This window comes from Rhodococcus sp. G6(2025), assembly GCF_058628105.1.
In genome coordinates this window covers 6556298-6569491 of sequence record NZ_CP179750.1, presented here as the reverse complement: position 1 = coordinate 6569491, position 13194 = coordinate 6556298, and the positions used below count along the sequence as shown (strand labels likewise).

At 68.9% G+C, this 13194-nt stretch carries 7 protein-coding genes; 2 read left to right on the top strand and 5 right to left on the bottom strand.

All coding sequences use genetic code 11. The features are described 5' to 3' along the window. Positions 1 to 17 precede the first annotated feature (17 nt). On the bottom strand, positions 18 to 1553 hold the full coding sequence (locus ACLIVD_RS30450; protein WP_283333946.1) for a bifunctional 3'-5' exonuclease/DNA polymerase: 1536 nt from the start codon (positions 1551 to 1553) through the stop codon (positions 18 to 20). 122 nt (positions 1554 to 1675) lie between these two features. Between ACLIVD_RS30450 and ACLIVD_RS30445 the strand changes: the two genes are divergently transcribed. Continuing rightward, positions 1676 to 1885 (top strand): hypothetical protein, encoded by a 210-nt coding sequence (locus ACLIVD_RS30445; RefSeq protein ID WP_054245510.1) that lies wholly within the window; start codon positions 1676 to 1678, stop codon positions 1883 to 1885. A 1-nt stretch (position 1886) separates the two neighbouring features. Here ACLIVD_RS30445 and ACLIVD_RS30440 read toward each other — a convergent pair whose 3' ends face one another. Further along, entirely contained in the window at positions 1887 to 3230 is a 1344-nt protein-coding gene (locus tag ACLIVD_RS30440; RefSeq protein ID WP_280780407.1) for a YhgE/Pip domain-containing protein, read from the bottom strand. 75 nt (positions 3231 to 3305) lie between these two features. After that, positions 3306 to 3554: a phosphopantetheine-binding protein gene (locus tag ACLIVD_RS30435; RefSeq protein ID WP_037205604.1), complete on the bottom strand. Its 249-nt coding sequence runs from the start codon at positions 3552 to 3554 to the stop codon at positions 3306 to 3308. 146 nt (positions 3555 to 3700) lie between these two features. Between ACLIVD_RS30435 and entS the strand changes: the two genes are divergently transcribed. After that, a complete protein-coding gene (gene entS, locus ACLIVD_RS30430) occupies positions 3701 to 4966 on the top strand; it encodes an enterobactin transporter EntS (protein ID WP_283353246.1) in 1266 nt (421 codons plus the stop codon). Between the two features lie 16 nt (positions 4967 to 4982). Here the strand turns inward: entS and ACLIVD_RS30425 are convergent, their stop codons facing one another. Together ACLIVD_RS30425 and ACLIVD_RS30420 are read right to left on the bottom strand one after the other, a co-directional pair. Next, positions 4983 to 6047 carry an iron-siderophore ABC transporter substrate-binding protein gene (locus ACLIVD_RS30425; RefSeq protein WP_491931125.1) on the bottom strand — a complete coding sequence of 355 codons (1065 nt, stop codon included), beginning with the start codon at positions 6045 to 6047 and terminating at the stop codon, positions 4983 to 4985. After that, complete coding sequence (locus ACLIVD_RS30420; RefSeq protein ID WP_491931124.1) at positions 6044 to 13123, bottom strand: amino acid adenylation domain-containing protein; 7080 nt, start codon at positions 13121 to 13123, stop codon at positions 6044 to 6046. Before ACLIVD_RS30420 ends, ACLIVD_RS30425 begins: the two co-directional genes overlap by 4 nt. Positions 13124 to 13194 lie beyond the last annotated feature (71 nt).

Here is a 13194-nt window from a genome sequence, read left to right as displayed (position 1 = left end):
CCGGAAATCCGCGCGGGTCAGGCCTCGTCGGAGGTTTCGGCGTAGCAGTCCCGCACCGCCACATCCATCGGGAACCGCACCCGCGTCTCGCCGAACAGCAACCGGGTGGCTACCTCGACTGCGCCCAGAACGTGCCGCGTCGCCGAGTCGGGGTCCCGGGTATGCACCATCACCTCGTCGTGCTGGAAGAAGACGAGTTCGCTGTCCGGGTCGTCGGCCAGCCGGCGCCGCAGGTCCGCGAGCACGCACAGTGCCCACTCGGCTGCCGTGGCCTGTACCACGAAGTTTCGGGTGAACCGGCCGCGTGACCGGGCGTCGCCGTGCGACCAGAAATCGGGCGACGGGGGTGGGCACGCCCGGCCGAGCCACGAGTGCACGACCTCGCCGCGTTCACCGGCACGGGCCGCCCTTTCCACATATTCGACGGCGACGGGAAAGCGGGTGCGCAGCAGGGTGAGCAGCGAACGGGCCTCGCCCGCGGTGGCGCCGTACAGAACACCGAGGATCGCGACCTTGGCCTTGCCGCGGTCGCCGTCGAACGTCTCCGCCGCGACCGGTGCATACAGGTCGTCGGCGCCCGCCGCGGCGACCATGCGGGCGTCACCCGACATGGCGGCCAGGATGCGGGGTTCGAGTTGGCCGGCGTCGGCGATGACGAACGTATGACCCGGGTCGGCGATCACGCTCGACCGCAGCGGTTTCGGAATCTGCAGTGCGCCGCCGCCCCGGCTCGCCCAGCGGCCGGACACCACGCCGCCGGGAACGTAGACGGGCCGGAACCGGTCGTCGTGGACCCAACTGTCCAGCCACTGCCAGCCGTTCGTGCTGAACAGCTTGGACAGATCGCGGTGGCGCAGCAGCAGCGGCACGGCGGGATGATCGACCTCGCGGAGCAGGTGTTTGCGGGTCGACGCGAGTTCGATGCCCTCACGGCGAAACGCGTCGACCACCTCGACGTGGGACGCCGGGTTGATGCGACGGCCGAACGCCGACCCGATCTCCACGGTCACGTCCTGGATGCGCTGAGGCAGGTCGTACCCGGCAGGCCGCGGCCCGAGCGCCGCCTCGAGGAAGGCGCGATGGGTACGGGTGGAGAACGGCAGGCCGTCGACACTCATCTCCGCGGCGGCCAGCGCGCCCGCGGACTCGGCCGCCACCAGCAGGTCGAGCCGTGCATCGTCACCGATCGTCTTCCGCTGTTCCGCGAAGTCCGCCACCACTTGCGCCGGATCCGTGGTGGGTGCGGTCTCGAACAGTCCGGGGCGTTCGTCGACGGGTTCGTCCGGCGGCGGCGCGGGAACACCGTCGCGCATGCTGAGGATGGCGTGGGTGAGCGCGAGGTCCTGGCAGCGCTGCACCCGCACCCCCGCCTTCAGCAGCGCCGGATAGACGGCCGCGGTACTCGTCCAGACCCAGCGGGGGTGTTCGGTCGCCTCGATGTCGCGGACCGCGGCCACGGCGTCGGAGTGTCGACGTGGGGACTCGACCGGAACGCCCGTGGGATCGGTGCGAACGGTCGTCGCGCCACCGTCGGCATCGGGAACCAGGACCATTCTCACGGGCCCAGTCTGCTCTGCGTCACCGACAGTCGATAATCCGCCGCCGGGCGAGGGCAAATCCGCAGGTCGGCACTACACTGAACGCAGACGCTTCTCGCCGGAAGGAGGGGCATCCGATGGCAACCATCGAAGAGTTCGAGCAGACGGTGACCGACAAGGTGATCGCCGGACTGCACGACAAGTTCGCCGACTACGAGCGCCGCGGAGTCGGACTCGCCGAACTCGGCGACCCCGATCGGTTCGTCGAACGGATCCTGGCGGCAGTGCCCGCCCCGCATCCCTGGTACGAACAGTTCGGCGCGGCCTGGTCGTCCGCGCCCGCGTGACTCACGCCCCGGCTGCGTCCACCGGTTCGGGTTCGGTCTGCGCCTTGTGGCGGCGATGCAAGCCCTTGCGGTCGTAGAACCGGGTGATGACGGCACCGAAGACGAGGCCGATGAGGAGGCCGGCCAGGGTCATCCACACGGCGTGGATGAGCCCCGCGTCGCCCGCCGCGCCGAAGAACATGATGGCGCGCACCCCGATGTAGATCTGGTGCATCGGTTCGAACTCACCGAGCCAGGTGTACAGGCGCGGCGCCGCCTCGAGCGGGATCGTGCCGCCCGACGAAGGCAGCGCCAGGACGACGAACACCAGCAGGTTGATGAGCAGGCCCAGGTTGCCGAACGCGGCCATCACGGACATCGCCGTGATCCCGACCGCGGCGATCGCGAAGGCGCCGTACTCCCACAGGGCGAGCGGGTCGGTGATCGGCAGGCCGAGGGCGGAGCTGATCCACAGGTACAGACCCGACACGATCATCGCCAGCACAACCATCACCGCCCACTTGATGAGCAGGGTGTTGAACCGTGAGATCGGGACCGCCTCGTTGTGGAGGTACAGCGGCCCGACCTCGGTCGGGGTGAATCCGAGCATGCCGTCGATGAGGGTGCTCGCGATGGTCGCACCGGTGAAACCGGCCAGGACGATGAGGAGCGCGTAGTAGAACGCCGCCAAGCCGAAACCGGTGCCGTCGGGCAGCGGGTTGTGGGCCACGACCCGCACGTCGATGGGGTCGTCGAGGACGAGCCGGCTGGCCCCCGACAGTTGGAGGTCGGGGGCTGTCGCCTGGAGTTGCTGCGTCACCTGGGTGGTGAGCTGCTCGCCCATCGTCTGATTGGCCTTGTCCAACGCCATCTCCCCGATGTTCTGGACGAGGTTCGCGCTGATCGTGCCTGCGCGGGGGTTCGTGTAGATCGTGATCACCGGACGTTCGACGTCTCCGGGAATCACGCCGGCCTGGGCGAGGATGAAGGTGCGCTTCGTGAAGTCGCTCGGTATGACGATCGCACCGTAGATTTCCCCGTTGTCCAGTGCGGACTGGGCCTGCGCGATCCCGATCTGCCGAAGTTCGACCTTGTTCGGATCGACACCCTCGACGAGCCCGGCGGTGATCTGGTCGCCGAAATTCTGCTGCTGCGGCGGGTTGGAATTGGGCGTGGTGTCGCCCTCGTCCTGATTGACGAGCGCGATGGGGAAGTGGTTGAGGTGTGTGGTGGGGTTGAGCATCCCACCCATGTACAGCGCGGCCAGCAGGGACATGACGACGGAGACGAGGAGCAGGGGAGCGATCCAGAACCGTGGTGTCCGGAGCACGCTCATCCTGCCTGCACCGCTGGTTTCGTGAGCCATGTCCCCTCGCATCCTCCCGTGTCCGGGCCGACCCTGGGATCGACCAGCCGGATCAAGAGTAGGTGGTGGGACCGCTCAGCGTGCTGCCGTCACCTCGAACCAGGCGTCGAGTGTCGGCTCGCCGACGAGGTCCACGAGATCCACCTGCACACCGTCCGCCCGCCATCGTTCGACCAGCGCCATCACGCGCACGGAGTCCATCCCCTCGTCGAGGAGGTTCGCGGAATCGTCGATCTCGGCGACCGGGACGTCGAGCACGTCGGCTACGTCGGCGCGGATTCGGTCGCGGGTCGGAACTGTGCTGGGAGCGGAACTCACTATCATCCTCCGGTGCGTCGGTCGAACCACGGCCCGTTGAGCCGGTTCGACGACATGGGGTAGGTTGCTGGGTTAGTGAAGCCTAAGCATAGTTGCTCTCCGCGCGAACGGCGAAACGGAGAGCTGTTGCAACCGAATGTGAATGGATGACAATGGCTGGATTATCGCGATACGCAATCGACTTGACGCCTCTACGGACGAGTCGCGAGTTCCGATACATCTTCATTGCCCGCACGATCTCCATCTTCGGTCTGGGTCTGCTGCTGGTGGCGGTGCCGCTGCAGGTGTACGACATGACGAATTCCACACTGGCAGTGGGCGCGGCGAGCATCGTCGTGGGCTCCTCGGTGTTCATCGGCACCCTGTTCGGCGGCGTGATCGCCGACCGGTACGACCGCAGACCAGTCATCTCCCTCGCCCGTGCCGCAGCGGGCCTGGCCTTCGCGATCCTCGCGGTCAACGCGTTCCTCCCCACACCCCAGTTGTGGATCATCTACCTGTGTGGCGTGATCGAGGGCCTCGCCGGCGGCATCTCCGCGACCGCGCTGATGGCGGTGATCCCATCGCTGCTCCCCAAGGACAAGATGGCCGCCGCCGGTGCCCTGATGACCGTGATGGCCGACCTCGGCACGGTCGCGTCGCCTGCCATCGGCGGTGTGATCATCGCGGCGACATCCGTGGGCACCAACTACGTTCTGGCCGCGGTGTCCTCGGGAATCACCGCGTACTGCATCGCCCGGCTGCCCTCGCTGCCGCCGCCGGTCAAGAACACCGAGAGTCCGTTGCGGTCGATCGCCAGCGGCTTCACCTATGCCGCCAAGGACTCCGTGGTCGGCGGGACGCTGCTGGTCGGGTTCTGCGCCATGATGCTGACCGGTTGGAACGTGCTGCTGCCCGCCTACGCGAGCCAGGTTCTCCATGCCGGACCGGCGGCCACCGGACTGCTCTACAGCGCCCCCGCCGTCGGCGCCCTCACCGGATCACTCACGAGTGGCTGGACGGGAACTGCTCGTCGCGGTGGCCTGATCGTGTTCCTCGCGGCCGTGATCGCGTCGGCCGGGCTGATCGGCGCCGGCGCCGTCCCGATGATCGCGGTCACGTTCCTCGGGCTCGCCGCACACGGATTCGGCCGCGTCCTCGGTGACATCCTCCGGTACGCGGTCATCCAGACCGAGACGCCCGAGGAATACCGCGGACGCGTCGCCGGTGTGTGGGGCGCCCAGATCTCCACGGGCTCGGCTGCCGGAGCGCTCGTCGCCGGCGCCGTCGGCGCCGCGGTGGGTCCGCGTGAGGCGTTCCTCCTCTACGGGGCGGGCGGCATCGTGGTGCTTGCGGTTCTCGCGCTGACCTTGAAGGGGTTGCGCACGTACAGCAGTGCCGCTGCCGAGGAGGACGACCTCTCGGCAGCGGCACAGTGACGCGCTCAGGTGGGAACTAGCTGGCCTGAGCGTTGTTCGCGGCCTGCGACAGCTGCGGGAGCAGCTTGTCCAGCAGCCACGGCATGCTGAGCACGTTCGGCGAGCTCGACGCGAACACCAGCGGCGGATCGGTCAGACCCACGTAGGCGTTGTCGCGCACGGCCTTCATCCCGGCGAACAGCGGGTTCGACTGGACCTCGTTCTGCAGCTCGGGCGACAGGTACCACGCGAGCAGCACGTCCGGGTTGTACGTCGGCAGCAGTTCCAGGCTGACGGGAGCCGCGAACTTGGTCTGGTCACTGCTCTCGCGCAACTGCTGGGCGAGCGGGTCGACCGTGAAACCGAGGCTGGCCAGCATCTTCAGGCGAGGATCGGTGTCGAAGTAGAAGTTGTACGATCCCGGCTCGGTGCCGCTCCCGAATGCCACCGTCTTCCCGGCGAACTCGGGGTGCTGCGACTTCGCCTGCGCGAGGGTGTCCTGAGTCCGGGTCACCAGTGTCTCGGCCTGTGCCGACCGGCCGAGGGCCTTGCCGACGGTGGTGATCTGGTCTTCCCAGCTGGTGGCCCAGCGACGCTCCGGGTACGCCACGGTGGGGGCGATGGCCGACAGCTTGTCGTACTGCTCCTGGTTCACGCCCGAGTGCACGGCCAGGATCACGTCGGGGGCGAGTGCCGCGATCTGCTCGTACGGCATCTCCTTGCTCGACGCCGTCAGCAACGTGGGTTCCGCGTTCGGGTCGAGCTCTTCGAGCTTCGCCCGCGACCACGGCAGCAGGCCGTCGTCGGTTCCCGTGTCCGACTTCATGTTCTGCACGGCGACGGGCACGACGCCGAGCGACAGTGCCGCGTCCTCGCTGCCCCAGCCGATCGTTACGACGCGTTCCGGTGCCTCCGTGATCTCGGCGGTACCGAGCGCCGACGGAATCGACACGGGGAAGGCCGACGCGTCGGCCTGTCCGGTGGCGGATCCCGCCGCGTCGGTCGAGTCGGAAGTCGACTCGCTGCAGGCACCCGCGAACAGCGCGGTTGCCGCCATCATCACGATTCCGGCTCTACGCCAGTATCTTCCGGACGTTTTCATCGATCTCCCTGTTCTGTGTTGGTGGGGTTCATGTGCGAGCCGAACGAGGCGAGGGCCTCGTTCACGACGGAGCCGACTTCGCCGATCCAGCGGGGCTGGGTCATGTCCTTGTGCTCGCAGTCGAGGTCGTGGTTGACGATGGTGCCGGTCAGGTAGGGCCGCCACAAGTCGTACGTCGCCGCGGTCGCAGGATTCCTGGCCGCAGTGAAGAAGAGCATGTCGGAGTCCACGACGATCTGTGAGGGTTCGGATTCGAGGCGCACGGCGTTCGCGAAGTTGTCGATCATCGCGGCCGGTGTGTGCTCGTTGATCCCGGCGAGCGCACTGCCCTCGCCGCGCAGGATGTCGATCACCTGCTGCCGGTCGAGTCCGTCCTCCAGGAGCGGTTCCGGGTCGTAGCCGACCATGTAGAGCAGCGCGGCGAGCGCGTCCTGCTCCGTCGGCATCGAGGCCCACGCGTCCGACGGGAAGGAGTCGAGCATGACGAGCATGCCGAGTTCCTCACCCTGGTTCTGCAGTGCACCGGCGATGGCGTGCGCGACGACGCCGCCCAGCGACCATCCGAGGAGGTGGTAGGGGCCCTTCGGCTGCACGGTACGCATGTGCTCGATGTATTCGGCGGCCATGTCCTCGAGCGTTTCCGGCGGCCGCTTGGACGTCGACAGGTTGGAGGCCTGCACGCCGTACAGCGGGTAGTCGTCGTCGATGTGCCGCAACAGGCCCGAGTAACCCCAGCTGATTCCGCCGGCGGGGTGGAAGCAGAACACCGGTGGCTTGGACCCCTCGGTGCGGAACGGCAGGAGGACGGCCAGCGCGTCGGCGTCGTAATCGTCGTCGAGACGGCCCGCCAGCTGGGCCACGGTCGGCGCCGCGAACAGCGAGGCCACCGTCGCGGTCACGGACAGCCGCTTCGAGATCGCACTCATCAATCCGGCCGCCATCAGCGAGTGGCCGCCGAGGTCGAAGAAGCTGTCGTCGATGCCGACCCGCTCGATACCGAGAGCCTCGGCGAACAACTGGCACAGCACCTCTTCGCGCGCCGTGCGCGGACCCCGCTCGGACACCTGCAGTGACAGGTGCGGAACGGGAAGCGACGACTGGTCGAGCTTGCCGTTGGGGAGGGTGGGGAACTCGTCGACGGCGATGAACGCGGCCGGGATCATGTAGTCCGGCAGCCTGCTGGCGGCGCGGCGGTGCAACTGGTCGGGGTCGATCCGGCCGCCCGGTACCGACGTCGCGTACGCGACGAGCCGCTGATCGCCCGGGCGGTCCTCGCGGACCACGACGACGATGTGCTCGACGTCCGGGTCACCGGACAGCACTGCCTCGATCTCGTTGAGTTCGATGCGGAATCCGCGCACCTTGACCTGCGAGTCGGCGCGGCCGGTGAAGTAGATCTGACCGTCCCTGCCCCACCACACCACATCCGACGTCCGGTACATGCGCCTGCCCGGCTCTGCGAACGGGTCGGCGATGAAACGTTCCGCCGTCTTGGGGCTCTGATTGCGGTATCCCCGGGTGACGCTGTCGCCCGCGAGATACAGCTCGCCGGACACGCCCGGAGGCACCGGCCGCAGCGCGTGGTCCAGGACGTACGCGCGCTTGCCGGGATCGACGACGCCGATGGGGACCGGACCTTCGTGTCCCGGTTCGACGAGGGCCAGGGTGGCGTTGACCGTGCACTCGGTGGGTCCGTACGCGTTGAACAACCGGCGTCCGGGTGCGTACCGCTCGATCAGCTGGGGTGTGAGCTTCTCGGCGCCGAGCATCAGGTCGACGCCGTCCGGGATGGGATGCTCCGGCGGGAACGCGGCGGCGAAAGACGGTGGTACGCCGACGAAGTTCACGTCGTGTTCGTTGATGACGCGGGCGAGCGGCTCACCGGGGATGCGGTCGGCGTCCGTCGCGACCACCAGCGTTCCGCCCGAGAGCACACCCCACATGATCTGCCAGAACGCGAGGTCGAAGCTGATGGACGAGAAGTGGAGCGCCCGAGTGGTGTGGTCCATGCCGATCACGTCCGACTGCAGCGACAGCAGATCCGCGATGCCCAGGTGGGGGACGACGACGCCCTTCGGCACCCCCGTCGATCCGGACGTGTAGATGAGATACGCGGCGTCGTCGAGTTGCAGTGGCCTGCTCCGCTCGGCGTCCGTGGGGGCGGTGACCGGCTGGGTGTCGATCAGGGCCTGCAGGTCCGGATCGTCCAGGTCGAGAATGGGCACGTCGGTGCCCAGCGGGGTGCGGTCGGGCACGCCGACGGAGGACGTGAGGATCGCGACCGGTGCGCCGTCGGCGAGCATGTGCGCGATCCGGTCGGCCGGGTACGTGGGGTCGACGGGAAGGTACGCGGCACCGCTCTTCAGCACGGCGAGAACACTGATGATCAGCTCGGCGGAGCGGTCGAGTGCGAGCGCGACCACGTCACCGGGGCCGGCGCCACGCGAGATCAGCAAGTGGGCAATCCGGTTCGCCCGTTCGTCGAGCTGCCGGTAGGTGAGGGAGACCGCGGGCCGCACGCTCGCACCGACGGCGAGGGCCTCGGCGTCGGGTGTCTGCGCCACCTGCGCCGAGAAGTACTCGTCGAACGTGCGGGCCGGGATGGAGTGCTCCGCGTGGGACCATTCGCCGAGCACCCGGCCCCGCTCCTGCGGGGTCAGGATGTCGAGCCGGGCGATCGGCTGCTCGTGGTTCTCGACGAGCCGCTCGATCACCACGGCGAGGCGGTCCGCGAAGGATTCGACGGTCGCGGCATCGAAGAGTTCGGTGGAGTACTCGAACGTCACGTCGACCCCGCCGCTGTCCGGGCGTTCCTGGAAGCGCAACGCCAGATCGAATTTCGCGGACGTCGCGTCGAGCATCCGCACCGAGGCGGTGGTCCCGGCGAATCGCTCCGCCGCACCGTCCTGCTTCCAGTGCGACAGCATGACCTGGAACAGGGGATGGCGGGCCGACGACCGTGGGGGATTGACGAGTTCCACGATCCGGTTGAACGGCACGTCGGCGTGGTCGACGGCGTCGAGGTCGACGGCCCTGACCCGGTCCAGCAGTTCGGCGAACGTCGGGTCGCCCGACACGTCGGTCCGCAGGACCACCGTGTTGATGAAGCAGCCCACCATGGCGTCGAGGTCGGGGTGACTGCGACCGGCGACGGGCACGCCGAGGGCGATGTCCTCGCCGGCGCCCAGTCTTTCGAGCAGCACGGCCACGGCGGCGTGGACGATCATGAAGAAGCTCGCGCGGCGCTCGGCGGCGAGCGACTCGACGGCCGCGTGCAGCGACGGCGACAACGTGCGGTGGACGCTCGCGCCGCGGTTGGTGGGCAGGGCGGGTCGGGGGCGGTCGGTGCGCCAGCCCAGTTCGAGCGGCAGACCGGCGAGTTGCTCACGCCAGTAGTCGAGTTGGCCGGTCAGCAGCGGGGTCGCGTCGTCGCCGGCGCCTATGCGTTCGCGTTGCCACACGGCGACGTCCGGGTACTGCAACGGCAGCGGCGTGAACTCCGGTGCCCGTCCGGCGCGGCGGGCGTTGTACGCGAAGGCGAGATCGTCCAGCAGTTTCGACTGCGACCACTCGTCGCCGATGATGTGGTGCATCAACAGGACCAGTGTGTGCTGCGGTTCGTACAGCACCGCGCGCAGCGGCGGCTGGTCGGTGAGCCCGAGACCCACCATCGTCATCGCCGCGATATGTCCCTCGATGTTGCCGACGTTGTCGACTCGTTCGAGCCGGACCTTCGCATCTCCGGCGGGAAGCACGACCTGGTGGGGCACCGAGTCGACGAGGGGGAACACCGTCCGCAACGACTGATGCCGGGTCACGACGTCCGCGAGCGCCGCGGAGAGGGCGTCGGGTTCGAGGCCTTCCCCGAAATCGACGGCCAGTGCCAGCAGGTACGTTCCACCGCCGGCGGCGCTGTCGAGGAACCACAGGCGTTCCTGCGCGGGTGACAACGGCACCGGCGTGCCCTCGGGGAGGTCCCGCGGGGACGGCCTGCTCGCCGGTACCTGCTCGCCGGCGTCCTCCAGTTGCGCGGCCACAGCGGCCACGGTGGGATTCTCGAAGACCGTGGCAACCCGCAGTGGCACACCCAGTTCCGCGGTGATTGCGGACACGAGAGCGGCGGCGAGGAGGGAGTTCCCGCCGAGTGCGAAGAAGTCGTCGTGGACACCGACCTGCTCGGCGCCGAGCACCGAGGTGAACAGGGGGAGGATCCGGGCTTCGGTGTCGGTCCGCGGTGTGTCGCCGGCCTGTCCGAGCCAACGGGGGGCGGGCAGCGCGTCCTTGTCGACCTTGCCGTTGTGGGTCAACGGCAAGCGGTCGAGCATCACCAGTGCGGACGGCGTCATGTACCCGGGGAGGGAGCGGACCAGGTGCGCCCGCACCTGCTCCTCGACGGCGTCGTGCTCGCCGCCCGGCCGGGGAACGACGTATCCGACGATGCGCTGGTCGCCGCCGGCCTGCTCGTGCACCGTGGCCACCGCCGCCTGCACGTCGGGCACCGCGGTCATCGCGGCGCCGATCTCGCCGAGTTCGACACGATAACCGCGCAATTGGATCTGGTCGTCGATCCGGCCGTGGTAGTGGAGCGCGCCGGTCGCGTCGTACCGTGCGAGGTCGCCGGTGCGGTACATCCGCGTCCCGCCGGGCGCGAACGGGTCGGCGACGAACCGTCCCGACGTCAGGCCGGGACGCCCGACGTAGCCCGGGGACAGTCCGGGACCGGACACGTAGATCTCGCCGGTCACGCCGGGCGGCACCGGACGCAGCCCCGGCCCGAGGACGTACGTGCGGAGGTCGCCGAGCGGAACCCCGATGTCCACCACGTCGGCGGCGGTGACCTTCGTGGCGGTGACGTGCACGGTGGTCTCGGTGATCCCGTACATGTTGACCAGTTCGGTTCCCGCATCCGGACCGGTCGCGGCGAACCAGGCGCGCAGGACGGCGGGGTCGAGAGCCTCACCGCCGAACACGACGTACCGGAGTCGCAGCCGGTCGAACGAGTCCGCGCGGACGAGGGCGTCGACGAGATGCCCGAACGCGGACGGCGTCTGGTTCAGCACCGTGACACCCTCGTCGACGAGGAGCGCGGCGAGGTCGGCCGGTGACGTGAGGGTGGCCTCGTCGACTGTGACGAGGCGGCCGCCGTGCAGCAGCGCACCCCAGATCTCCCAGACGGAGAAGTCGAACGCGTACGAGTGCAGCAGGGGCCAGCAGTCGTCCTCGGTGAACGTGAACCATTCGCGGGACACGTCGAACAGCCGCATCACGTTACGGTGCGGAATCGGAACGCCCTTGGGGACACCGGTGGATCCGGACGTGTAGATGATGTACGCGATGTCGTCCGCCTGCACGGCGTTCTCGAGTTCGCCGGACTCGGACTGTGCCGAGTCCTCCTCGACTCGCGGGAGGTCGCCGAGCAGGTCGGCGGATCCGATTCCCAGCGACGGCTGCGCGTCCCGCAGGATGAACCGCGCGCGTTCGGCCGGGGAGGACGGATCGATCGGCAGGTAGGTCGCGCCGCTGCGGAGAATCGCGAGGACGGCGACGATCAGATCGGTGCCGCGGGGGAGGCTGACGGCCACGACCGTGCCGCGGCCGGCGCCGGCCGTCCTCAGTTGCCGGGCCAGGGCGGCGCTGCGACTCGAGAGTTCCCGGTACGACAGATCGTTCACCGCGACGCGGTCCGGGTGGGTGCGCGCCTGGGCGAGGAAGGCGGAGACGATGCTGTCCGGAAGCGCCGCTGCCGTGCCGGTGGTCCGGTCGAGGCCGGCCGCCGACCGCCACAGGTCCAGTTCGTCCGGAGCGCAGACGTCGACCACGGAGACGGGTTCTGCTGCCACGGAGATGGTTCGGAGGTAGTGCGCGAATCGGTGTGCGTGGTCCCGGATCTCGTCGTCCGTGTAGACCTCGGGATTTCCGGCCCATTCGAGGGTGAGCTCGTCCCCGGCGCCCGAGACGGAGATGACCACGTCCTCCACCGGACCGGCGGCGAGCTGATGCACCGTGCCGACGGTGGGACCGAAAGCGATTCTGGCGGCGAACGGTTTGACGTTCACCACCGCTCCGCCGGTGGCGCGGCTGCCTGCGTCCCGGACGCGCTGGAACGGACGCGTCTCGGACAGCGCGGCGGCCACTCTGCCGATCACGTCGGCGAACGTCGGTCGTGCGTCGAGCGGAATGCGGAGCGGCACAATGTTCGTGGCCGTCACTGGCGACGTCAGCTCGATCCCGTTGCGGGCGAGCACCGGCACCCGGAGCGTCACCTCCTCCGCTCCCGTGTGGGCGCCGAGGTAGGCGGCCGTGGCCGCATAAGCCGCTTCCGCCCACGTGGTCGCCTGCGCGGTGGCCGCCTCGCGCAGGCTCCCCGCGACGTCGGGGTCGATCGGGATCGTGTACCGATGGGGATCGGGGACGGGCCTGCGCACGGTGTCGCTGAATCCGACCGGGCGGGAAGCGCCGTGGGGCGCGTCGATGTCGGGGGCCGCGGCATCGAATTCCTGTGCCGCCTGGACGTGCGCCCGCAGCGGCGGGAACTTGGCCGGCCGGGGTGCGGTGCCCGCGAGCCGGGCCGCGTACAGCGCCGCGACGCGGCGGGTGAGCAGCGAATACCCGTAGGCGTCGAGCAACGCGTGCGGGGCGCGGAGGTACCAGAGCACACCGGAGTCGGTCGTGATCAGTGCCGTCCGCACGAGGGGAGCGGAGTCGAGGTCGAGCGGTCGGCGCACGTCCTCGCGCATCCACTCGAGGGCAGCGGCCCGGTCGCGTTGGAGACGTTCGAGTTCGGGGGTGTTGCGACGGTCGTGCACCTGGACTACGTCGGCCGAATCGGCACCGGGTTCGGCCCCGAAGCGGACCGAGAGCACCTCGGCCTCCTCGATCACCGTGCGTACCGCCGCGGCGAGAGCGTCGATGTCGACGGGGGCGGCGACCTCCACGTACTCGGCCGTGGTGAATGCCGATCGGGTCGGGTCGAGATGGTGCCCGGCCCACAGCTCGCGCTGGGCGGCGGTCAAGCAGACGTCGGCCGTGTCCTCCCCGGTCTGCGGGGTGGACGGCGACGATATCGAAAGGGACATCTAACAGGCACTCCTGATGCTTTCGGCTTTCGGGCGTGGGGATTCCGGGCTTTCAGCTACTCAGCGTGTCA

What these genes read in the sequence shown, in the direction of transcription:
- ACLIVD_RS30450 (WP_283333946.1), bottom strand. Translation starts at nt 1,553, where the DNA reads ATGGTCCTGGTTCCCGATGCCGACGGTGGCGCGACGACCGTTCGCACC.
- ACLIVD_RS30445 (WP_054245510.1), top strand. Translation starts at nt 1,676, where the DNA reads ATGGCAACCATCGAAGAGTTCGAGCAGACGGTGACCGACAAGGTGATC.
- ACLIVD_RS30440 (WP_280780407.1), bottom strand. Translation starts at nt 3,230, where the DNA reads ATGGCTCACGAAACCAGCGGTGCAGGCAGGATGAGCGTGCTCCGGACA.
- ACLIVD_RS30435 (WP_037205604.1), bottom strand. Translation starts at nt 3,554, where the DNA reads ATGATAGTGAGTTCCGCTCCCAGCACAGTTCCGACCCGCGACCGAATC.
- entS (WP_283353246.1), top strand. Translation starts at nt 3,701, where the DNA reads ATGGCTGGATTATCGCGATACGCAATCGACTTGACGCCTCTACGGACG.
- ACLIVD_RS30425 (WP_491931125.1), bottom strand. Translation starts at nt 6,047, where the DNA reads ATGAAAACGTCCGGAAGATACTGGCGTAGAGCCGGAATCGTGATGATG.
- ACLIVD_RS30420 (WP_491931124.1), bottom strand. Translation starts at nt 13,123, where the DNA reads ATGTCCCTTTCGATATCGTCGCCGTCCACCCCGCAGACCGGGGAGGAC.